Genomic DNA, 18,843 nt, shown 5'->3' on the forward strand with positions numbered 1-18,843 from the left:
AAACACCGCCAGAGCGTAGCCACTGCAATCCCGCGATCACTAACCAATTGGCAGATCCACCCGGCAGTGGCCCTGGTCCCACAAGCACGCAAACCCTCACCACACGTCCCTGACTGCAACTGGTGTCGGGCATGTAAGCGTGCCGCCCTGCCCACGCCTCCTCGCCAGCATCTCGGACTTCTGAACGCAGCTCCGCGGACCTCGAGCCGAGACCTGCGGATCCTCTCGCTTCTTTTAGAGCTGCGAATCGATGCGAAACCCAGATGCTGTGGGCCGTGAACCACGGCACCATGGTCAGCCATGGCCATCACGGATGCAGACACCATCAGTCGTTTCGTGCTGCGTGCACGGAGAGTCGAAGCCCACTCGCTGGTGCAGGATCACGAGACCCTTGCTGAGTTCCTGCAAGAGACGATGATCCTCAGGATGGCTTTCGACGGCTCGGCCGCCCTGGTCCGCAAGTTGCCAGCAGACGAAGAGATCTTCGAGTCACTTGCCGCACGTGTGAGACCACTCGTCCTCGCGTCTGAATCCGTCTTCTACCAGAAGGTTCTGGCAGCGCTCGGACGGTTGGTCGGCACCTCGACCGAGGTGACCTCAGAGCAGCGCGATCGGCTTGACGAACTCGGTACAGCATGGACTGCGACTGCCGTAGGACAGCAAGTTCAAGCATATGCGTTGCAGATGGGGAACCTTGACGGTACTGATCCGACCGACTTGGTCTCCGACACCGAACTAGCGGCCGGCTGGTTGTACACAGACCTGGTGCACGTCGATGCCACAGGCTGGAAACGGAAGGCTCAAGCCTTCTCCCTGACGGAGCGCTATCTCGCCGCAGTTGGTGTGTTCAGCCGGATCGCGGCGCTTACCGTGACCACGCTGCGGCTGGTTGAGGAGTTGGACCGAGTGGGCACCTTGGAGATCGATACACAGCTCTGGGACGCCGACGTCGTTGTCGGGGCAAAAGAGTTCGTCTACGAGGGAGCCACCGCCTACGTCGCAGCGCCAGGAACGCAGATGCCCGACATCAACCAACCTTTCGCCCAGCCAGGCGGCTCCTGGACCCAGCTCGGCATAACAGATCAACTACGTGCCACCGAATCCAACCAGGTTCGCCTGGAGCTTGCGGACGCCAGCGAAAGCATCATCTCTGCACATGACGGAGCGATCGTCCACAACAGACGAGATGGCAACATCGTTAGACTGCAAGTACTTGTCGCCGACAGCTTCACGATTCGCGCAGAGTTCACTTTGAATGAAGACGGTCTGGTGCCTGGTTCGATGGCTGTGAACGCCGTAGGACGAACAAACCAGATCAGCCTCACGACGGCCATGTTCAAATTGGCGATGCACAACGCGCATACTTTGACCTTGCGCATGCCCGACGAGGACTTGCTCCGTTGGGAGCTGGAAGGTCTTAACGCAGATAACCTGAAGCGTCTGAAGCAGACCGCTGAGCTGCTGGGCGACCTCGTGGTGCTCGAAGATCTCACCGGGCAACCGCTGGATCTCGGTACTCAGTCGCTCAACCAGTTCGAGCGGGTACGCCTGAGGCAAGCACGCATGCTGTGGGAAGGCCGGACCGTCGAGTGGGATCTCACCCTGCCTCAAGTGGTGTCACCTCTGGGCGACGTACCCCAGATCATCAAGACAGCGACACCAACGCTCAGCATCGCCGGCCTTCAGCTGCAGATGCAGGAGATAGTGCTTTGGCACCCAGAGGTCACTTGGAACAACCAAGGACCAGCCCCCGAAGCAGGACCCGAAGCACGAACCTTCACCGCGACCATCCCCCAAGGCACACGGTGGCATGCATGGTTCAGCTCATCCAATCCAACCCTTGATAGTGAGGGCCGACCGCGAAGCCAACCATGGGCCCTTACCGGCATAGACCCGAAGGACACCCGGTTTTAGCAAGTGCTCATACCCTTCAGCGACTAGGGCGTGTCCTGCGGATCTTTCTCATGATCGTGTGCAGATGATGGCGTGTGGTCGGACGTGGTGAGCTGACGGACAAGGCCTCGGCAAAGATCGCGCCGTTGCTGCCCGCGCAGAACGGGCAGCGCGGTGGCAGGAGGCGCAGCCACCGGCAGGTGATCAACGCGATCCTGTGGAAGGAACGCACCGGTGCGCCGTGGCGTGACCTGCCGGAACGGTACGGGCCGTGGAAGACCGCGCACGAGCGGCTGCGGAAGTGGACCGCCGATGGCACCTGGGACAGGATCCTGGAGCACGTGATCGTCAAAGACGACTCACTCGGAACCCTGGCAGACAACCTCGCGTTCGTGATCAGCGTCGACTCCACCACTGTCCGAGCGCACCAGCACGCGGCCGGAGCCCGGAAAACGGGGGCTGCGCGGACTGGATCGAGGACCTCGCGATCGACGGGCAGCGGGTGCGGGTCGGGCGGGTGATCGCGGACAAGGCCTATGCCCACCCGAGTACCCGCGCGGCGTTACGACAGCGGCGGATCAAGGCGACCATTCCCGAACGTGTCGACCAGATCGACCGACGCAGGTACAAGGGCTCTGCCGGTGGCAGGCCACCGGCCTTCGACCCCGACCTCTACAAGGCACGCAACGTCGTCGAACGCTGCTTCAACCGCCTCAAGCAATTCCGCGGCCTGGCAACCAGGTTCACGAAACGAGCCGCCTACCACCGCGCCGAGATCATCCTGGCCTGCATCGTCCTCCACCTCAGGTGAAGATCCGCAGGACACGACCTAGTGAGACCGCGCTGACGAACAGAGTGAACCTGCGCAGCGGCCGGAGATCCTCCGCCGACGCACCGTGCAGTGCTAGGTGCCGCGTCGCCAGGAGTAGTCCAAGGATCGACAGGTCGACAGCTGGCGCGATGAGCGGGGCCACCCACGCCGGCACTCCCAGCAGCAGCGCAAGACTCAGAACGTTGCCGAACCCAAAGAAAAACGTAAGGCCCACGACCGCCGCGATGATCACCGTCACCGCACGCGACACATCCCGCAGGACGCCCGTTTGCGAGCCCGGGAAGGGCCCGAGAAGCCTGATCTGCGACGACACAGACTGACACCGGCCAGCAGACGATGCTTCGAGATCCTGCACCTGAAGTGTGGAAACGGCACCCGCCGACATCAGCCGACACCTCCGCCGAGGCACACCCGAGGACTCTTAAACGGCGGGTGGCGCAACATGCAGCCGGCACCTGGGCGGGTCAGCGGCCACAAAGATGACCAATTGCCTCTCGCCGAGGTAATTGGCCTGATGTTCGAGGACTGGGTGCTGCTGACGGCTCACGTCGACCGCCGGTCGGTGACGCGTTCCCTTCTATCTCCCTGAACGGACTGCTGCTGCCAGTACATCCGGGTGGCGAAGACACATGACCCGGCGCGCAACCCAAGCCGAGCTAGATGCCGCCTGCCTGCTTCTCGACCGCGTGGGCGTGACTGCCGAAGACCTGTTCAACTCGGTGGTGTCCCCGATGCCTACCTTCGCGGAGTACCACAACCGACTCATGAACCAGGACTCCGAAGCACAGAAATCCACAAACTTTGAGCTAGCCGTCCCGAAGAGGCTGCCTCTCTGGAGTTAAGAGGTACCAACGGCGCTCTCCATCCAACCGAGTGCGCCCGCCAGAAAGGGGCGCTCCCGATGACTCCGTCAGCCCGATGGTCATCTCCAGGATCGCGAGTGTCGACCCGTTCCGGGTCTGCAGTCATGGAGACCCCCGCCGCCACCGAAGAACACGCGGCAACGGTCCAGCTCACGGTCGCCTCGACACAGGCCCTGTTCACCCCTGCCCAAGCAGCAGAGCAGCTGCAGGTACGAGAGTCCTGGCTGCGCCGGCGAGCTGCCCGCCGAGCAATACCGTGCACGTTCCTGGGGAAACACCTGCGCTTCTCTCATGACGACATAAAGAAAATTGTGGCAGCGGCAGCACAGGCTCCGAACTTGACGAGCACCAAAGACCCTCTACACCGTCGCACTAATAGCAAACAGCGGGCGCGCAATGAACACATTTAGGTTGCCCTTCTCCCTGAAACGAGCGTTCATCTACATGTGCTCATTTTGACACATTTGAAAGGCGCTTCAAAGGAGAAGAAATGGCTTGGATAGAGAACCATGGCAGCGGCTGGCGCGTTCGCTACCGTTTGGGAGACGGGACCATCCACTCCGAGAACGGCTACACGACCGAGACAGCGGCAGGAAGACGCGCACTAGACGTGGAGTCCGACCAACGACGGAAACAGTTCGTTGACCCACGCCTCGAGAAAACGACGATCGACGAGTGGATTCGGAAGTGGTCTTCTGCGCACAACGTAAGGCCGACCACGTGGTCGAAGTACGACTCGCACCTGCGCACCCACATCCTGCCTTTCTGGTCCGGTACCGCGCTCGGCGACATCGAGCGAATCGAGGTGAAGGGCTGGGTGAACAAGACGCTGCGGTCGAAGCTCGCCGACAGAAGTGCGCGGGACGTTTTCAAGCTCTTCGCACTGATCATCGGCGAGGCGGTCGACGAGAAGCTGATCGGCTCGAACCCGTGCCGGAAGCTGCGGATCGTCTTCGCCGACTCACCAGAGCGACCTCACGCCACCACGGACGAAGTGGACGCGCTCGCAGCACGAATGCATCCCGATGATGGCTTGCTGGTGATCACGGCCGCCTACACCGGCCTGCGATGGGGCGAACTGACCGGCCTTCAGTGGACGAGGACGCACCTGAACTCGAATCCGCGCATCACCGTCGACCCCGAGTTCGGCGCACTGCACGAAATTGGAGGACGCAAGCCCACTCTCGGTCCGCCCAAGACGCAGACCAGTGCCCGCGACGTACACCTACCGCCGTTCCTCGTGAACGAACTGCTCGCGCATCGTGAACGCAATCCCGACTCGCGATTCGTGTTCCCCACGAGACGGGGTCTGCTTCAACGTCGCGCCAACTTCCGGGTTCGCGCTTGGTTGCCGGCCGTCTCCGGCAACCAAGGGCTCGGCTGGGCTCCACTGAAGGAGGGCATGGTCTTCCACGATCTCCGGCACACGCAGGAGACTTGGCTCATCGAAGACGAGGTGCCACGCGTGCTCCGGCTGGAGCGGTTGGGACACAAGCGCAGTTCCACAGATGACCGGTATTCGCACGTGACCGAGTCGATGATCAGCAGGATGCTCGAGCAGCTCCAGCACCGCTGGGAAGTAGACGGCGGTTGGTCCTGGAACTTGGAAGAACACGACGAAGTCAGGTGAACACGTTGCTTTGCAAGGGAGTCAGCACCTGCGCTCCCACATTGCTCCCAAGCAGCACCAACACCTCGACGCGAACGCTGTCGACAAGCCATCTGACCAGCCCATACGGACTGGTCCGCCGATGAGCCGAAGTCGGGGAACACTACGCGGAGAGCTACCGGATGATGCCGCCGATGCTTTAGTCCTCTATGGACGGTTTAGGCTGACGCGCATGACATCCGTGTTGCAGAACGTGGCCATCGACTGCGCGAACGCCTACGAGCTGGCGTTGTTCTGGAGCAAGGTGACCGGGCGCCCGCTGCACCCCGACGACAAGCCGGGCGACCTGGAGACCGAGGTGCTGCTGGCCGAGGGGCCGGTGCTGTACTTCAACGAGGTGCCGGAGCCCAAGACCACCAAGAACCGGCTACACCTCTGCCTGCGCCCGGATTCTACCCGCGACGAGGAGGTGGAGCGCCTGCTGGGGCTCGGCGCCACCTTCGTGGGCGACCACCGCAACCCCGACGGCTCCGGGTGGGCGGTCCTCGCCGATCCCGAGGGCAACGAGTTCTGCGTGTTGCGCAGCGCGGCCGAACGTTCCTAAGCCCGGACCTCGGGGGGTGCGAGCGCGTCGAGCACCGACGAGCGCACGCCCAGCACCGTCATCAGCTCCAGCGCCTGCAACGGCCGCAGCACCGCCGCGGTGTTCGCCACCACGACGAGCGCGCTGCCCCGGCGCAGGCACAGGTCCTGGTGGTCGAGCAGCAGTCCGATGCCCTGGGCGCCGAGGAACCCCACGCCGCTCAGGTCGGCGACGACGGGGGCGGGCGGCACGACTGCCTTGACCGCCTCCGTGAGTGTCTCGGAGAGGTCGGCGGCGGTGGTGACGTCGATTTCGCCGGCGATGTGCACGAGGACGGCGGCGCCCACGCTCTCGCGGGCGGTGCGGAAGGGGACTTGACCGTCGGTGAGCACGCGGCAACCTCCAGTTGTGACGGCACGCACGGCCGTCTAACGGGCTGGCTGCTCAACCCACCACCGACGGTAGCGCAGTCCACGTGTGTACGCGGTTCGGCGGTGTGCCGGCTACCGCCGGTAGGACAGGTTCGCTCGGATGGCGCACCCGAAGCGGGCGTAGCATCGGTCCTCGTGACCGGTTTCTTCCACGAGACCGCCTTCTACGGCACCGACGACGACTTCCTCGCGCACGCCGTGCCGTTCCTGGAGGACGGCCTGCGCGCAGGAGAGCCGTCGGTGGTGGCGTGCACGGAGTACAACACGGCTCTGCTGCGCGGTGCGCTGGGCCGCTCCACGGTGCTCTACCGGCCGGGCGCCGACCAGTACTCGCGCCCGTGCGACGCGATCGCGACCTACCGCGACCTCTTCCGCGAGCACACCGACGACGGCGCGCGGCAGATGCGCGTGGTCGGCGACGTGCCCCACCCCGGCACGGGGGCCAGCTGGGACTGGTGGGCGCGGTACGAGGCGGCGGTGAACCAGGCCTACGCGGAGTTCCCGGTGTGGGGCCTGTGCCCGTACGACACGAGGACGACGCCCGCCGAGGTGCTGGCCGACGTGGTGCGCACGCACCCCAACATCGCCGCCGCCCCCGGCACGCACGAGGTGAACCCCGGCTACCGCGAGGGGCTCGCCGGTTCGCCGCAGCTGCCGGACGAGCTGGAGGAGAAGCCGCCGCTGGTCGATCTGGTCGCCCCGACGGCGAGCGCGGTCCGCGAGGCCGTGGGTGCCGCGATCAGCGGTCTGGAGCTGAGCGAGGACGCCGCGCACGACGCGGTCTACGCGGCCAGCGAGGTCGTGACGAACGGCCTGACGCACGGTGTCGCGCCGGTCCGGTTCCGGTTGTGGGCGCACGGGTCGCGCGTCGTGGTGGCCGTGAGCGACCGCGGGCCCGGTCCGACGGACCCGCTGGCGGGACTGGTGCCGACCACCGAGACCCGCTCGGCCGGGCTCGGGCTGTGGATCCTGCACCGCACGTGCGACTACGTGTCCATGGGCCGCGACGCCGACGGGTTCACCGTGCGGGTGAGCGTCGGCGGCCAGACGTAGGGCAGGTCGTCCGGCACGGCCGGGAAGAACCGGCGGTAGTGCGCCGGGTCCTTGCGAACCAGGGCGGACTGGTGGCTGAGGTGCACCTCGGGGTCGCCCAGCCACGGCGGCAGCTCGTCCGCGGCGGCCAGCTCCTCCTGGGTGCGCACGACCCGCACGTCCCTGGCGCGGGCGAGGTCGGTCAGCATCGTCGCGGCGCAGGTGTCCCTGAACCCCAGCGAGCACCAGTGCGCCACCATCTCCAGGCCGTACCGCACGAGCGCCTCCTCGTACCCGGCCCACATCTTCACGGCCGGGTGGTGGCGCCAGCCGTGGCCCGGCACCACCAGCGCGCGCTGGATCTGGAGCGTCTCGACGCGTTGCTTGCCGAGCCTGCTCCGGTCCAGCACGCGCGCGGTGGCCGCGAAGTCCGGGTACGGCAGGAAGGTCTGCATCAGCGCACGTACTTGGCCGCTTCCGCGGCGCGGTCGGCGTCCACGTGGACCTCGTAGCGGCGGGCCTGCAGCGTCATGACGCTCGCGAAGTCACGGCGGCCGCGGGTGGTCCAGTGCGCGACGAACCCGAAGACCGCGCCCCAGAACGCACCGACCGCGAGGCTGATGAAGATGAACCAGGCCCAGGTCTGCCCGGCGGTGAACAGCCCGAAGAGCAGGCCGATGAACACACCGAACCAGGCACCGCTGGCCGCGCCCGTCGCCGCGGCACGTGCCCGCGTCATGCGCCCGGTCACCTGCTCGACCGTCCGGACCCCGTCGCCGATGATCCGGACGCTCTCCACCGGGAACCCGTCGTCGGACATCCGGTCGACGAGCCGCTGGGCCTCGAGGTAGTCCGGGAAGGTGGCCAGCAGGGCCGACTCGGTCCTGGACGATTCCATCTGCGTCACTTCGTGCTTGATGTCCACGACGTCCGGTTACCCGCCGTCAGCGCGTTCCACACGATCAACCACCCCGGCCGGTCTTCTCCTGGAGGCGGTCGATCAGCTGCGACGCCTCCACCTTGGTGAGTTCGGCCGGCACGTCCTCGCCCGCTTCCTGGGCGAGCGTGTGCAGGTACGACTCCTGCGGACCGGTCATCGGCTCGTCACCGGTGGTCCAGTCCTGCGGGTCCTTCTCCGGAGTGCGGTTCACCGCGATCCCCTTCCACTCGAACGTGCGTTCGAGATACCCTGGGGGACGGCTCCTCAATCACCGGCCGAGCACGACGTCACCGGGAGTCGTGGGCGGCGGGACGACCGTGGCGCGCGACGCGCGGGAGAGCAGGCGGTGCGCGACGGTCAGCAGCATCCGCGCCTCCATCCGTTCGCCGTAGCGCAGGTGCTCGTCCGCCGCCTCGACACAGCCCATGACCTGCGGCGACACCGCCGCGTCGGCGTCCGCGCACGTGGCGAGGGCCGTCTTGAGGCCTCTGCGGGCCTCGTCCTCCTCGACGCCCGCGAGCGCGGTGCAGACCGCGTTGTCGAGCTTCTCCAAGGCGGTCGCGCGCTGCTGTCGCGAGGACGGTCGGTCGAGTTCGGTGCTCATGCTGGCTCGCCTGCCTTCACAGCCGGAATCGTCGCGCCGACTGCTTGACGCACCCGCGCGTGAATACCCGGTTCGAGCGCCCTCAAACCGGTACTTCACCGGACGCGGCTACGGTGTCGGAATGCGTGCGACCTGGCGCGAGAAGAACGCGCGACAGTGGATCTCCGAGTTGTCCGACCGCATCGGCGTGGCCGGGTGGGCGGCACTCGCCATCACCCCTGCTCTGGCCGCCGAGGTGGATCAGCACGGTGCCGCGGTCCGGGACATCCTGCTGCTGGGCGTCGAGGGCGCCGGCACGGTGGGCGCGGTGGTCCTGCTCGCCGCCTACGGGCGCGGGCTGCTCGACCACGCGCTCGACTCCGAGTGGACGCACACGTCGTGGCTCGGTGTCCGCCTGATGGCCGTCTGCCAGCTCGCGCACGCGCACGACGTGAAGCCACTGACCGACGACGTGGCGGCTCTCCCGAAGCTGGCATGACACGAGGCGCACCCCCGGTGGGGATGCGCCTCGTCTCGTGGAGCTCGATCAGGGCCGGTCGGGCCGGCGCTCGCCGAGCACCGGGTCCTCCGCCGGCGCCGGGCGCGTGGCGGCGACCGGCATCGGCTCGGTCATCGGCTCGGCGGTGGCGGCGGGAGCGGCCGGGGTGCCCGTGCGGACGGCGTCCTCACGACCGCGCTGGTACGCCTGCGCCTGAGCCTGGGCCTGCGGCAGTTCCTGCTCGGCGCGGCCGAGCCAGCCCTCCCAGCGCTGCTGCATCGGGCGGACCAGACCGCCGCCGACACCGACGACGAGGATGCCGCCGGCCGTGGCGAGCACGGCGATCAGCACCGGCGTGGTGACGGTGGTGGCGACCCCGATCTGGTTGAGCGCGGCGATGATGCCGAGCGCCCAGATGAAGACCGACGCGATGTTCGCGAGGATCCGGCCGTAGGACAGGCCGCCCAGCGCCCCACCGATGAAGTCCTTCACCGCGCTGGCGACCGCGCCGGCCACCACGACGATGATGATCGCGACCGCGGCCTTGGGCAGCCACGACACGATGCCGGTGAGCAGCTCGGAGACGGGGTTCGGGCCCCAGACGCCGAACGCGATCTGCAGGGTGATCAGCAGCAGCGCGTAGTAGACGAGCTTCGCGAGGAGGTCGGAGGCGTCGTACTTGCTGTTCGCGAGCATGCGGCGGATGCCACCGCGTTCGACGAGCCGGTCGAAGCCGACCCGTTCGAGGACCTTGTCGACGAGTTTCGCCACGGCTTTGGCGACGAACCAGCCGATCAGGAGGATCAGCAGGAACGCCGCCAGCTTGGGCACGAACGTGGCGACCGCGCGCCAGGCGTCGGTCAGCCCTTGTCCGAAGTCCATCTCGAGCTCCCTTCGCACGGGCAGCCCGGCCGGGTCACCCGCACCTGGCCTACCCGGTGCGGGCGTTTTTCACACAGAGCTCACGAGACCTGGCGCAGTTCGCGGTCGCTCGCGACGAGGTGCTCCCAGGTCCGGCCACGCTGGCTCGGCGGCGCCTCACCGTCCGCGGTGCACACCGGGTACACCAGTCCGAAGGGAACGGGTTGGTCGAACTCATCTCCGGTGTGGATGTCGACCAGACGACGCACGTGAGCCATCACAACCACTCCCTCGCGGTGGTTCCGGTGGTACCAAATGGGTTTGGGCACCTCGAATACCCCGTGAGCAGCGCGGACATGCGCCCCGGCATTGCGACATCAGAGTGAACTGATTGTCCACTGTGGACTAACGCACGGACACCACCAGGTCGAAGATCCCGTTGTGCGGCACGGTGAGCACGTGCATCCGCCGGCCGGGGTAGGTGATCGTCGTCGCGGGGCGCAGCCGCGGCTCCCGCTGCTCGGCCCAGTCGAAGCGGATCACGGTCCGGCCGCGGGTGAGCGTCAGGCCGCGTCCGTCGAGTGCGACGGTGTCGGAATCCCGGACCACCAAGGGGATCTGCTCGGTGGCCGCACTCGTGGCGCGCACCGATCTCGTGATCCGCTCGCCCACGGTCACCTCGGTCACCACCGAGCCGGACGGCGTGCGGTAGCGGAGCCGGTAGGGCTCGCCGCCGAGGAACTCCGCCTGCTGCGCGCCGTCCGAGTCGACCACCTGGCCGGGGAACACGGTGCCCCAGCACGCGTGGTCGTTGTTGTTCTGGGACTGCACGAGCGTGCCCGCCGCCGGGTGCCACAGGAACGTCAAACCCGTACGTGCCAACGACGTCGCACGGCGCGCACCGAAGTAGCCGCCGACATACCAGCGTGGCCGCCGCACAAAGAGGAAGTCCTGTCCCTGATCGCTGCGCAGCTCGGTGAAGTGCGCGCGGCGGTACGGCAGCCGCGCGATGGCCGCCGTCCGTTCGGCACGGCTCGGGTAGCGCTCGCCGTAGAGCGCGTGCGTGAGGATGCGCGGCGAGGTGTCGGGCTTGACCAGAGCGGGCACCGGCGCCGGGGAGGCCGCCCACTCCCGGCGTGCGGCAGCGAGGTCCTCGCGGCTCGACACGAACGCGGCGAGCGCGGGCACCTCTGGCACGAACTGGGCGTTGAGCGCGGTGCGTTCGGGATCGGGCCGGGTGTCGGCGTAGAACCGCGACGACGTCCGCGAGTTGGTGGCGATGTTGGCGAACCAGCCGGAACCGTCGGGTTCGCGCAGGAGGTTGTAGCCGAGCCAGTCGGTGTACCTGCGCGTCATGGCGACGAGGTGCGGGTCGCCGGACTGCCGCCACGCGTCGGCCAGTTCGGGCAGCATGACCTCGACGTTGTAGTTGGTGTCCGCGCCGGACTCCTCGTAGAAGTAGCCGGCGGGACTCTGGCCGACCGTCGCGAGCCGGGCGAACGCCTCGGTGAGCCGGCGGCGCAGGGCCGGGTCGGGGTCCTGGTTCAGCGCGAGCGCCGCCCCCGCGAGACCGGAGGCCGTCTGGTTCGCCCAGGTCAGCGGCTTCTGCCAGACGGTGCCGGTGGCCGGGTCGAGGAACCACGTCATCGCCCGCCGCAGCGCCGCGGTCAGCTGGGCCTGCCTCGCCGGCAGCACCCTCGCCCGCCGGAGCAGCGCGTTCGTCTTGCTGAGGTAGCCCATCGCGAACCCGGTCGCGGCGAGGGAGTGCTGGTCGGGCGAGTACTCGGGCCACGAGCCGTCGGCGTGCTGCAGCCCGAGGTAGTGCCCGAGCCCGGCGTCGAGCGCGGCGAGCACCCGGGCGTTGCCGCGGTACAGGTTCCACGGGCGGGACTGGGTCGCGAACCAGGCCAGCGTGTGCACGTGCTCCTGGACGCGGGCGTTGTACTCGACGTTGGGGCTGCGCCACCAGCCTCCGCCGAAGAACCCGCCGGAGTTCATGTCGGCGACCATCGGCGCGACGAGCATCAGGTACTGCGCGAACCGTTGTTCGTCCGGCGCGAAGGCGCGGCGGTCCGGTGTGGCGGGCGGGGGCGCGGGCAAGGCGCGCGCGGGCGACGGCAGTGCGGCGAGAAGTCCTGCGGCGGTCGCACCGGTGATCAGGCTGCGACGGCTGAATGCGTTCACGGGCCTACCTCCTTGGCGGAGCACCCTCGCTCCGGCCGGCCCGCGCCGTCAAGATGCTAATTCGAATTATTACTGGGTTGACGGCAGCGCGGGTGCTGGCGCAGACTCCGTGCCAATTCGAATTGGCAGGTGGTCATGGCCAAGAGGCTCACCCAGCAGGACATCGCCCGGATGGCCGGCGTCAGCCAGGCCACGGTGTCGCTGGTGCTCAACAACCGGACCGACAGCGGCGTCCGGATCGCGGACGAGACGCGAGCCCGTGTGCTGGAGGTGATCCGGCGGACCGGCTACGTCGCGAACCCGATCGCGCGCCGGCTGCACGACCAGCGCAACCGCATCCTCGGCGTCTTCACCTACGAGGCCGTCTTCCCGAGCACCCGCGCGGACTTCTACCAGCCGTTCCTCGAGGGCATCGAGGAGCAGGCGGAGGAGGTGGGCTGCGACCTGCTGCTGTTCACGAGCGCCAAGGCGACCGAGGGCAAGCGGCGGATCTTCAGCGACGACAGCAGGATCCGGCTCGCGGACGGCTGCGTGCTGCTCGGCCGCTCGATCGACCGCGACGACCTCGCGCAGCTCGTGGCCGAGGCGATCCCGTTCGTCTCGATCGGCCGCCGCGACGACGCGGGCGGGCCGGTGCCGCACGTCGGCGCCGACTACGTCTCGGCCGTGCGGAACCTCGTGGACCGCGCGGTGGCCCTGGGGCACCGCGAGTTCGCGTACGTGGGCGCTGGAACGGGTGCGGAGTCGTCGGCCGACCGGCTGCGCGGGTTCAAGCAGGCCGTTGCGGCGCACGGTGTCCAGGGCACGCACGTCTCGTTCGCCGGGCTCGACCAGCTGCTCGGCGCGGGCGTCACGTGCGTGCTCGCCGAGGAGGTCTCCGACGGTGCCGCGCTCGTCCTCGCCGCCCGTGAGCGCGGCCTGTCGGTGCCCGGCGACCTGTCCGTCCTGTCGCTCGGTGCCGCGACCCGGCCCGCGCCGGACGACGTGGTGCTCACCGGGTTCCGCATCCCCCGGCGCGAGATGGGGCGGCGGGCCGTGCAGGCGCTGACCGAGGTGCTCGAACACGGCACCACCCCGCGGGAGCTGCTCGCCTGTGAGTTCGTCGAAGGCACCACGCTCGGCTGATCCTGGAGGAATCTGTTGCCGCACAACACTGATGTCGTCGTCGTGGGCGGCGGGCTGGGCGGAGTCGCCGCCGCGCTCGCGCTGTTGCGCGCCGGGCGCCGGGTCGTGCTCACCGAGGAGTTCGACTGGCTCGGCGGGCAGCTGACCAGCCAGGCCGTGCCGCCGGACGAGCACAGCTGGGTCGAGCGCTTCGGCGTCACCGCGAGCTACCGCGCGCTGCGCGACGGCATCCGCGACCACTACCGCCGCAACTACCCGCTCACGCCGAGGGCGCGGGCGTGGCGGGAGCTCAACCCCGGCGCGGGCAACGTGAGCAGGCTCTGCCACGAGCCGCGCGTCGCCGTGGCCGTCATCGACGAGATGCTGGCGCCGTACCGGGGCAGTGGCCGGCTCACCGTCCTGCAGCCCGCGCGGCCGGTCTCGGCGCGCACCGACGGCGACCGGATCGTGTCGGTCACCGTGGAGCACAACGGGTCCGAGGTCGAGCTCACCGCGCCGTACATCCTCGACGCGACCGAGACCGGCGAGCTGCTGCCGTTGTCCGGCACCGAGTACGTGACCGGTTTCGAGTCCACGTTGGACACCGGCGAGCCCAGCGCGCCCGAGGTCGCGCAGCCCGCGAACATGCAGGCGATGTCGGTGTGCTTCGCGATCGACCACGTCGACGGCGACCACACGATCGACCGGCCGGCGCGGTACGACTTCTGGCGCGAATACCAGCCGAGCTACTGGGGCGACCGGATGCTGTCGTTCCGCTCCCCCGACCCGCGCACGCTCAGCACCGCGGAGCGCACGTTCACACCGAACCCGGACGACGACCCGCTGTCGGTGCTGTCGGACCAGCGGCTGAGCGCGGGCGACAGCAACCTGTGGACGTTCCGGCGCATCGCCGCCCGCCGCAACTTCGTCGACGGCGCCTACGACAGCGACATCTGCCTGGTCAACTGGCCGATGATCGACTACTTCGAGTCGCCGGTGATCGACGTGCCGGACGCGGACGCGCACATCGCCGCGGCGCGCGAGCTGTCGAAGTCCGTCCTCTACTGGCTGCAGACCGAGGCTCCGCGCCCGGACGGCGGCACCGGCTTCCCCGGCCTGCGGTTGCGCGGCGACGTCACCGGCGGCGCCGACGGCCTCGCGCAGGCCCCGTACATCCGCGAATCGCGGCGGATGCGGACCGAGTACACGATCGTCGAGCAGGACCTGTCGCTCGCCGTGCGCGGCGACAAGGGCGCCGTGCAGCACGCCGACGCCGTGGGCGTGGGCATGTACCGCATCGACCTGCACCCGTCGACCGGCGGCGACAACTACCTCGACGTCGCGAGCTGCCCGTTCGAGATCCCGCTCGGCGCGCTCATCCCCCAGCGGGTGGAGAACCTCCTGCCCGCGGGCAAGAACATCGGCACCACCCACATCACCAACGGTTCCCACCGGCTGCACCCGGTCGAGTGGAACGTCGGCGAGGTCGCGGGCGCGCTCGCGGACTTCTGCCTGGCGCACCGAGTCACCCCTCGCGCGGTGCGCAACACCCCCGGCCTGCTCGCGGACTTCCAGCACCGGCTGGAACGCGACGGGGTCGAGCTCCGCTGGCCGGACGTGTCCGGTTACTAAGCCCGAGGAGACAATGATGTCCAGGCTTCTGGCGTTGATCTGCACAGCCCTGATCGCCCTCACCGCCTGCAGCGGGTCGTCGGCGCAGTCGGGGCCGAAGTCGCTGCGCATGACCGTGTGGACCGCCAACGAGGCGCATCTCAAGCTGCTCAACGAGATCGCCGCCGAGTACAGGGCGTCCCACCCGGACGTCACCGAGATCAAGTTCGACTCGATCCCGGCCGACGGCTACACCACCACGCTCACCACCCAGATCGCCGGCGGCAACGCGCCGGACCTCGCGTGGATCCTGGAGGAGTCGGCGCCGGACTTCGTGTCCTCCGGCGCGCTCGCCCCGATCAAGGGCAAGGTCGAGAAGGCCGACGAGCTCGTGCCGTCCGCCATCAAGCTGTGGGAGAAGGACGGCGAGCTGTACGCCTACCCGTTCTCCACCTCGCCGTTCGGGCTGTTCGTCAACACCGACCTGGTGAAGGACCTGCCGAAGACCTGGGAGCAGGCGGTGGCGGCGTCGGCCGGCAAGAACCTCGTGCTGCCGGACTTCAAGTACCAGAACTGGGCCGTGCTCTCGGCGATCTGGCGCGGCTGGGGCGCGCAGGCCTGGAGCGAGGACGGCCGGCAGTGCGGGTTCGCGAGCCCGGAGATGAAGGACGCCATGACCTTCGTCCACAAGGCGATCTTCACCGACAAGGCGATCCCCGGCCCCGGCACGACCGTGGACTTCTTCGCGGGCAACGCCGCGATGGCCGTCAGCCAGATCTCGCGGGCGGGTGCGTTGAAGGACGCCAAGTTCGGCTGGACGCTGCTGCCGCTGCCGCAGGGCCCCAAGGGCGACTACGCGGTGATCGGGCAGGCCGGTGTGGGCGTGCTCAAGCGGTCGAAGAACGCCGAGGCCGCCGCGGACTTCCTGGGCTTCTTCACCAATGCGGCCAACTCCGCGAAGCTCGCCCAGTTCTTCCCGCCGGTCCGGCAGTCGCTGCTCAACGCGGAGACCCTCGCGAAGAGCAACCCGCTGATCAAGCCGGAGCAACTGCAGTCGGTCGTGATCGACGGCATCAGCAAGGGCGTCGTGAAGCCGAGCCACCAGGGCCAGGAGGAGCTCAACCAGACGATCCGCGCGGCGCTCGACCCGCTGTGGAAGCCGGACGCGAACGTCGGTCAGGTGCTCGACGGCGTGTGCGCGAAGATCAAGCCGCTGCTGGAGCGCCCGTGACGTTCTGGACCTACCGCAGGCGCGACAACCTCGTCGGGTACCTGTTCGTCGCGCCTGCTCTGCTCGGCAGCCTCGCGTTCGTGCTCATCCCGCTGGGGACGGTCGGCTGGTACAGCCTCAACGAGTGGAACGTGCTCGGCGGGACGTTCGAGTTCATCGGCGGCGAGAACTACGCACGGCTCGTCGCCGACGAGAAGCTGCGCGACTCGCTCGTCGCCACGGCCTGGTTCGCCGCCGGGCTCGTGGTGCTGAACCTGTCGCTCGCGTTGCTGCTCGCGGTGCTGCTCAACCAGAAGCTGCGCGGCACCACGTTGTTCCGCACGCTGTTCTTCTCCCCCGTGCTGGTGTCGCTGGTCGCGTGGACGCTCGTGTGGCAGCTCATGCTGCAGCCCGAGGGCAGCGTGAACGGGCTGCTGGGCGTCTTCGGCGTGGACGGGCCGAATTGGCTGCGGGGCGAGTCGACCGCGATGATCTCGGTGATCGTCGTGCAGGTGATCAAGAACGTCGGGCTGAACATGGTGCTGTTCCTCGCCGCCCTGCAGGGGGTTCCGGCGCCGCTGTACGAGGCGGCGAAGATCGACGGGGCCGGCGCGTGGACCCGGTTCCGGCGGATCACGATCCCGTTGATCAGCCCGACGATCCTGCTCACGTCGATCATCACCATCGTCGGCTCGCTGCAGGTGTTCGCGCAGATCGCCGTGCTCACCCAGGGCGGTCCGGGCACGTCCACGACGGTGTTGATCTACTACCTGTACCAGCAGGCGTTCCAGTTCCACCACTTCGGCTACGGCGCGACGATCTCGGTGCTGCTGTTCGTCATCGTCGCCGCGCTGACGCTGCTGCAGTGGCGGATGCGCCGGAAGTGGGTGCTCCATGAGTCGTAAGGTCTGGCTCTACGGCCTGTTGTGCCTGCTGTGCGTGCCTTTCGTCTTCCCGACGTGGTGGATGGTCACCTCGTCGATGAAGCCGATCGGCGAGATCTTCTCCGAGTCGCTGCTGCCGCGCGAGTGGACGTTCTCGACGTACGAGACCGTGTTCAAGATGCAGCCGTTCGGGCAGCAGTACTGGAACAGCCTCTACATCGCGGTGGTCGTCACGATCGGCACGATGGCGGTCGCGGCGCTTGCCGGCTACGCGTTCGCGCGCATCCGGTTCCCCGGCCAGAACGCTCTGTTCGTGGTCGTGCTGACCGGCCTGCTGATCCCGAGCGAGGTCACGATCGTCCCGTTGTTCCAGCTCTTCCAGACGCTCGGGCTGACGAACACGCACTGGCCGCTGATCATCGTGCCGATCTTCGGCGCCCCGTGCGTGCTGGCGATCTTCATCATGCGCCAGTTCTTCATCGCGCTGCCGCCGGAGCTCGAGGAGGCCGCGCGGATGGACGGCCTGGGCCGCGCGGGCATCTTCTACCGGATCGCCCTGCCGCTGTCCCGGCCGGCGCTGGGCGCGGTCGCGATCTTCACGTTCCTGCACTCGTGGAACCTGTACCTGGAGCCGATCGTGTACCTGTCGACCCCGGACATGTTCACGCTGCCGCAGGCGCTGACCCAGTTCGTGGACATCTACGGTGGCCCGATGTGGAACGTGCAGCTGGCGGCGGCGACGATGACGGCCGTGCCGATCCTGGTGGTGTTCGTGGTGGCGCAGCGGCAGTTCATCGAGGGCCTCGCGCACACGGGCGTGAAGGGGTGATCGATCCCGAGTTCGCGGCGGCGCCCGGCTTCCCGCCGCCGCCCCTCACCCCGGACCGGATCGGGTGGCGGCGGGCGAACGGCCGGGTCGTCACCGACGCCGACCTCACGCGCGGCGGCGCGGTCACGTTCACCGAGGAGGACGCGGACGGCGTGCCCGTGCTCGTGTTGCGCCCCAGCGGTTCGGACGGCCCGCCCGTGCTGCACGTGCACGGCGGCGGCATGGTCGCGGGCACCCGCCGGTCGGATCTGCAGGTGCTGGCGGAGTGGGTGGCCGAGCTCGGCGTCACGCTGGTCTCCCCCGAGTACCGGCTGGCACCCGAGCACCCGCACCCGGCGCCCGTCGAGGACTGCTACCGGACGCTGGAGTGGATGGCGCGCAACGGTTTCGCGAACCCGGTCGTCGCGGGAACGTCGGCCGGCGGAGGGGTGGCGGCGGCGGTGACGCTGATGGCGCGCGACCTCGGCGGCCCGGCCGTGCGGGGCCAGCTGCTGATGTGCCCGATGCTCGACGACCGGTGCGAGACCCCGTCGAGCCACCAGTTCCTGTCCGGCACCTCCTGGGTCCGCACGTCGAACCTGACCGGCTGGACAGCATTGCTGGGCGACGCGCGGGGCGGCCCGGACGTGTCGCCGTACGCGGCGCCCGCGCGGGCATCCGACCTCGCGGGCCTGCCGCCGACGTACGTGGACGTCGGTTCGGTGGACGTGTTCCGGGACGAGGCGGTCGACTACGCGTCGCGGATCTGGCGGGCGGGCGGCGATGCCGAGCTGCACGTGTGGCCGGGTGGCTGCCACGGCTTCGACCAGCTCGTGCCGGAGGCGGCGTTGTCACGGCGCGCTCGTGCGACCCGCGTCGCGTGGCTGCGGCGGGTGCTTGGCTGAGGTCCTCGCGG

The 18,843-nt window shown here is 68.3% G+C and carries 21 protein-coding genes and 1 pseudogene; 13 read left to right on the forward strand and 9 right to left on the reverse strand.

Annotation, left to right across the window (positions count from 1 at the left end):
• Positions 1 to 300: 300 nt before the first annotated feature.
• Together ABZX02_RS25300 and ABZX02_RS25305 are read left to right on the forward strand one after the other, a co-directional pair.
• Positions 301 to 1,914 carry a hypothetical protein gene (locus ABZX02_RS25300; protein ID WP_355301254.1) on the forward strand — a complete coding sequence of 538 codons (1,614 nt, stop codon included), beginning with the start codon at positions 301 to 303 and terminating at the stop codon, positions 1,912 to 1,914.
• A 74-nt stretch (positions 1,915 to 1,988) separates the two neighbouring features.
• A pseudogene (locus ABZX02_RS25305) lies at positions 1,989 to 2,704 on the forward strand (IS5 family transposase).
• Here ABZX02_RS25305 and ABZX02_RS25310 read toward each other — a convergent pair.
• Positions 2,697 to 3,110, reverse strand: a complete 414-nt coding sequence (locus tag ABZX02_RS25310; RefSeq protein WP_355301256.1) for a hypothetical protein — start codon at positions 3,108 to 3,110, stop codon at positions 2,697 to 2,699. The pseudogene ABZX02_RS25305 and the gene ABZX02_RS25310 overlap by 8 nt on opposite strands.
• Before the next feature lie 582 nt (positions 3,111 to 3,692).
• Between ABZX02_RS25310 and ABZX02_RS25315 the strand changes: the two genes are divergently transcribed.
• The 3 genes from ABZX02_RS25315 (at position 3,693) to ABZX02_RS25325 (ending at position 5,801) form a co-directional block, all read left to right on the forward strand.
• Positions 3,693 to 3,998: a helix-turn-helix domain-containing protein gene (locus tag ABZX02_RS25315; protein WP_355301258.1), complete on the forward strand. Its 306-nt coding sequence runs from the start codon at positions 3,693 to 3,695 to the stop codon at positions 3,996 to 3,998.
• Between the two features lie 80 nt (positions 3,999 to 4,078).
• Positions 4,079 to 5,218 (forward strand): site-specific integrase, encoded by a 1,140-nt coding sequence (locus ABZX02_RS25320; protein ID WP_355301260.1) that lies wholly within the window; start codon positions 4,079 to 4,081, stop codon positions 5,216 to 5,218.
• A gap of 211 nt (positions 5,219 to 5,429) precedes the next feature.
• Entirely contained in the window at positions 5,430 to 5,801 is a 372-nt protein-coding gene (locus tag ABZX02_RS25325) for a VOC family protein (RefSeq protein WP_355301262.1), read from the forward strand.
• On the opposite strand, the gene ABZX02_RS25330 is transcribed toward ABZX02_RS25325, so the two are convergent.
• Positions 5,798 to 6,172 (reverse strand): anti-sigma factor antagonist, encoded by a 375-nt coding sequence (locus ABZX02_RS25330; RefSeq protein WP_355301264.1) that lies wholly within the window; start codon positions 6,170 to 6,172, stop codon positions 5,798 to 5,800. The two genes, ABZX02_RS25325 and ABZX02_RS25330, sit on opposite strands and share 4 nt — an antisense overlap.
• A 174-nt stretch (positions 6,173 to 6,346) precedes the next feature.
• On the opposite strand from ABZX02_RS25330, the gene ABZX02_RS25335 reads away from it, so the two are divergent.
• A complete protein-coding gene (locus tag ABZX02_RS25335) occupies positions 6,347 to 7,264 on the forward strand; it encodes a sensor histidine kinase (protein ID WP_355301266.1) in 918 nt (305 codons plus the stop codon).
• Here the strand turns inward: ABZX02_RS25335 and ABZX02_RS25340 are convergent.
• The 4 genes from ABZX02_RS25340 to ABZX02_RS25355 form a co-directional block, all read right to left on the reverse strand.
• Complete coding sequence (locus ABZX02_RS25340; RefSeq protein ID WP_355301268.1) at positions 7,198 to 7,698, reverse strand: MSMEG_6728 family protein; 501 nt, start codon at positions 7,696 to 7,698, stop codon at positions 7,198 to 7,200. The two genes, ABZX02_RS25335 and ABZX02_RS25340, sit on opposite strands and share 67 nt — an antisense overlap.
• A complete protein-coding gene (locus ABZX02_RS25345; RefSeq protein ID WP_355301270.1) occupies positions 7,698 to 8,141 on the reverse strand; it encodes a general stress protein in 444 nt (147 codons plus the stop codon). Before ABZX02_RS25345 ends, ABZX02_RS25340 begins: the two co-directional genes overlap by 1 nt.
• Before the next feature lie 64 nt (positions 8,142 to 8,205).
• A complete protein-coding gene (locus tag ABZX02_RS25350; RefSeq protein WP_355301272.1) occupies positions 8,206 to 8,394 on the reverse strand; it encodes a DUF3072 domain-containing protein in 189 nt (62 codons plus the stop codon).
• A 57-nt stretch (positions 8,395 to 8,451) separates the two neighbouring features.
• The gene (locus ABZX02_RS25355) at positions 8,452 to 8,787 is read right to left on the reverse strand and encodes a hypothetical protein (protein WP_355301274.1); all 336 of its coding nucleotides are present in this window, start codon (positions 8,785 to 8,787) and stop codon (positions 8,452 to 8,454) included.
• Between the two features lie 121 nt (positions 8,788 to 8,908).
• On the opposite strand from ABZX02_RS25355, the gene ABZX02_RS25360 reads away from it, so the two are divergent.
• Entirely contained in the window at positions 8,909 to 9,265 is a 357-nt protein-coding gene (locus ABZX02_RS25360; RefSeq protein WP_355301276.1) for a DUF6401 family natural product biosynthesis protein, read from the forward strand.
• Between the two features lie 48 nt (positions 9,266 to 9,313).
• Here ABZX02_RS25360 and ABZX02_RS25365 read toward each other — a convergent pair whose 3' ends face one another.
• The 3 genes from ABZX02_RS25365 to ABZX02_RS25375 form a co-directional block, all read right to left on the reverse strand.
• Positions 9,314 to 10,147: a hypothetical protein gene (locus ABZX02_RS25365; RefSeq protein ID WP_355301278.1), complete on the reverse strand. Its 834-nt coding sequence runs from the start codon at positions 10,145 to 10,147 to the stop codon at positions 9,314 to 9,316.
• Between the two features lie 80 nt (positions 10,148 to 10,227).
• Complete coding sequence (locus tag ABZX02_RS25370; RefSeq protein ID WP_355301280.1) at positions 10,228 to 10,404, reverse strand: hypothetical protein; 177 nt, start codon at positions 10,402 to 10,404, stop codon at positions 10,228 to 10,230.
• A gap of 127 nt (positions 10,405 to 10,531) precedes the next feature.
• Positions 10,532 to 12,310, reverse strand: a complete 1,779-nt coding sequence (locus ABZX02_RS25375) for a hypothetical protein (RefSeq protein ID WP_355301282.1) — start codon at positions 12,308 to 12,310, stop codon at positions 10,532 to 10,534.
• Between the two features lie 135 nt (positions 12,311 to 12,445).
• On the opposite strand from ABZX02_RS25375, the gene ABZX02_RS25380 reads away from it, so the two are divergent.
• Genes ABZX02_RS25380 through ABZX02_RS25405 form a run of 6 tightly spaced genes read left to right on the forward strand, consistent with a single transcriptional unit; the run spans position 12,446 to position 18,832 of the window.
• Positions 12,446 to 13,435 (forward strand): LacI family DNA-binding transcriptional regulator, encoded by a 990-nt coding sequence (locus tag ABZX02_RS25380; RefSeq protein WP_355301283.1) that lies wholly within the window; start codon positions 12,446 to 12,448, stop codon positions 13,433 to 13,435.
• 15 nt (positions 13,436 to 13,450) lie between these two features.
• The gene (locus tag ABZX02_RS25385) at positions 13,451 to 15,046 is read left to right on the forward strand and encodes an FAD-dependent oxidoreductase (RefSeq protein WP_355301285.1); all 1,596 of its coding nucleotides are present in this window, start codon (positions 13,451 to 13,453) and stop codon (positions 15,044 to 15,046) included.
• A gap of 16 nt (positions 15,047 to 15,062) precedes the next feature.
• A complete protein-coding gene (locus ABZX02_RS25390; RefSeq protein ID WP_355301287.1) occupies positions 15,063 to 16,256 on the forward strand; it encodes a sugar ABC transporter substrate-binding protein in 1,194 nt (397 codons plus the stop codon).
• Complete coding sequence (locus ABZX02_RS25395; protein WP_355301289.1) at positions 16,253 to 17,140, forward strand: sugar ABC transporter permease; 888 nt, start codon at positions 16,253 to 16,255, stop codon at positions 17,138 to 17,140. Before ABZX02_RS25390 ends, ABZX02_RS25395 begins: the two co-directional genes overlap by 4 nt.
• Positions 17,130 to 17,948: a carbohydrate ABC transporter permease gene (locus tag ABZX02_RS25400; RefSeq protein ID WP_355301291.1), complete on the forward strand. Its 819-nt coding sequence runs from the start codon at positions 17,130 to 17,132 to the stop codon at positions 17,946 to 17,948. The genes ABZX02_RS25395 and ABZX02_RS25400 overlap by 11 nt, the downstream gene beginning before the upstream one ends.
• Positions 17,945 to 18,832 carry an alpha/beta hydrolase gene (locus tag ABZX02_RS25405; protein ID WP_355301293.1) on the forward strand — a complete coding sequence of 296 codons (888 nt, stop codon included), beginning with the start codon at positions 17,945 to 17,947 and terminating at the stop codon, positions 18,830 to 18,832. The genes ABZX02_RS25400 and ABZX02_RS25405 overlap by 4 nt, the downstream gene beginning before the upstream one ends.
• The last annotated feature ends 11 nt before the right edge of the window (positions 18,833 to 18,843 follow it).

Origin of the sequence: Lentzea sp. NPDC003310, from assembly GCF_040610935.1 — a bacterium.
GTDB lineage: Bacteria > Actinomycetota > Actinomycetes > Mycobacteriales > Pseudonocardiaceae > Lentzea.

Excerpts from the sequence above, each read along its gene's own strand:
- ABZX02_RS25370 (WP_355301280.1), bottom strand. The coding sequence starts at position 10,404 with ATGGCTCACGTGCGTCGTCTGGTCGACATCCACACCGGAGATGAGTTC.
- ABZX02_RS25345 (WP_355301270.1), bottom strand. The coding sequence starts at position 8,141 with ATGGAATCGTCCAGGACCGAGTCGGCCCTGCTGGCCACCTTCCCGGAC.
- ABZX02_RS25390 (WP_355301287.1), top strand. The coding sequence starts at position 15,063 with ATGTCCAGGCTTCTGGCGTTGATCTGCACAGCCCTGATCGCCCTCACC.
- ABZX02_RS25320 (WP_355301260.1), top strand. The coding sequence starts at position 4,079 with ATGGCTTGGATAGAGAACCATGGCAGCGGCTGGCGCGTTCGCTACCGT.
- ABZX02_RS25355 (WP_355301274.1), bottom strand. The coding sequence starts at position 8,787 with ATGAGCACCGAACTCGACCGACCGTCCTCGCGACAGCAGCGCGCGACC.
- ABZX02_RS25365 (WP_355301278.1), bottom strand. The coding sequence starts at position 10,147 with ATGGACTTCGGACAAGGGCTGACCGACGCCTGGCGCGCGGTCGCCACG.
- ABZX02_RS25380 (WP_355301283.1), top strand. The coding sequence starts at position 12,446 with ATGGCCAAGAGGCTCACCCAGCAGGACATCGCCCGGATGGCCGGCGTC.
- ABZX02_RS25400 (WP_355301291.1), top strand. The coding sequence starts at position 17,130 with ATGAGTCGTAAGGTCTGGCTCTACGGCCTGTTGTGCCTGCTGTGCGTG.
- ABZX02_RS25360 (WP_355301276.1), top strand. The coding sequence starts at position 8,909 with ATGCGTGCGACCTGGCGCGAGAAGAACGCGCGACAGTGGATCTCCGAG.
- ABZX02_RS25315 (WP_355301258.1), top strand. The coding sequence starts at position 3,693 with ATGGAGACCCCCGCCGCCACCGAAGAACACGCGGCAACGGTCCAGCTC.
- ABZX02_RS25340 (WP_355301268.1), bottom strand. The coding sequence starts at position 7,698 with ATGCAGACCTTCCTGCCGTACCCGGACTTCGCGGCCACCGCGCGCGTG.
- ABZX02_RS25300 (WP_355301254.1), top strand. The coding sequence starts at position 301 with ATGGCCATCACGGATGCAGACACCATCAGTCGTTTCGTGCTGCGTGCA.
- ABZX02_RS25310 (WP_355301256.1), bottom strand. The coding sequence starts at position 3,110 with ATGTCGGCGGGTGCCGTTTCCACACTTCAGGTGCAGGATCTCGAAGCA.
- ABZX02_RS25325 (WP_355301262.1), top strand. The coding sequence starts at position 5,430 with ATGACATCCGTGTTGCAGAACGTGGCCATCGACTGCGCGAACGCCTAC.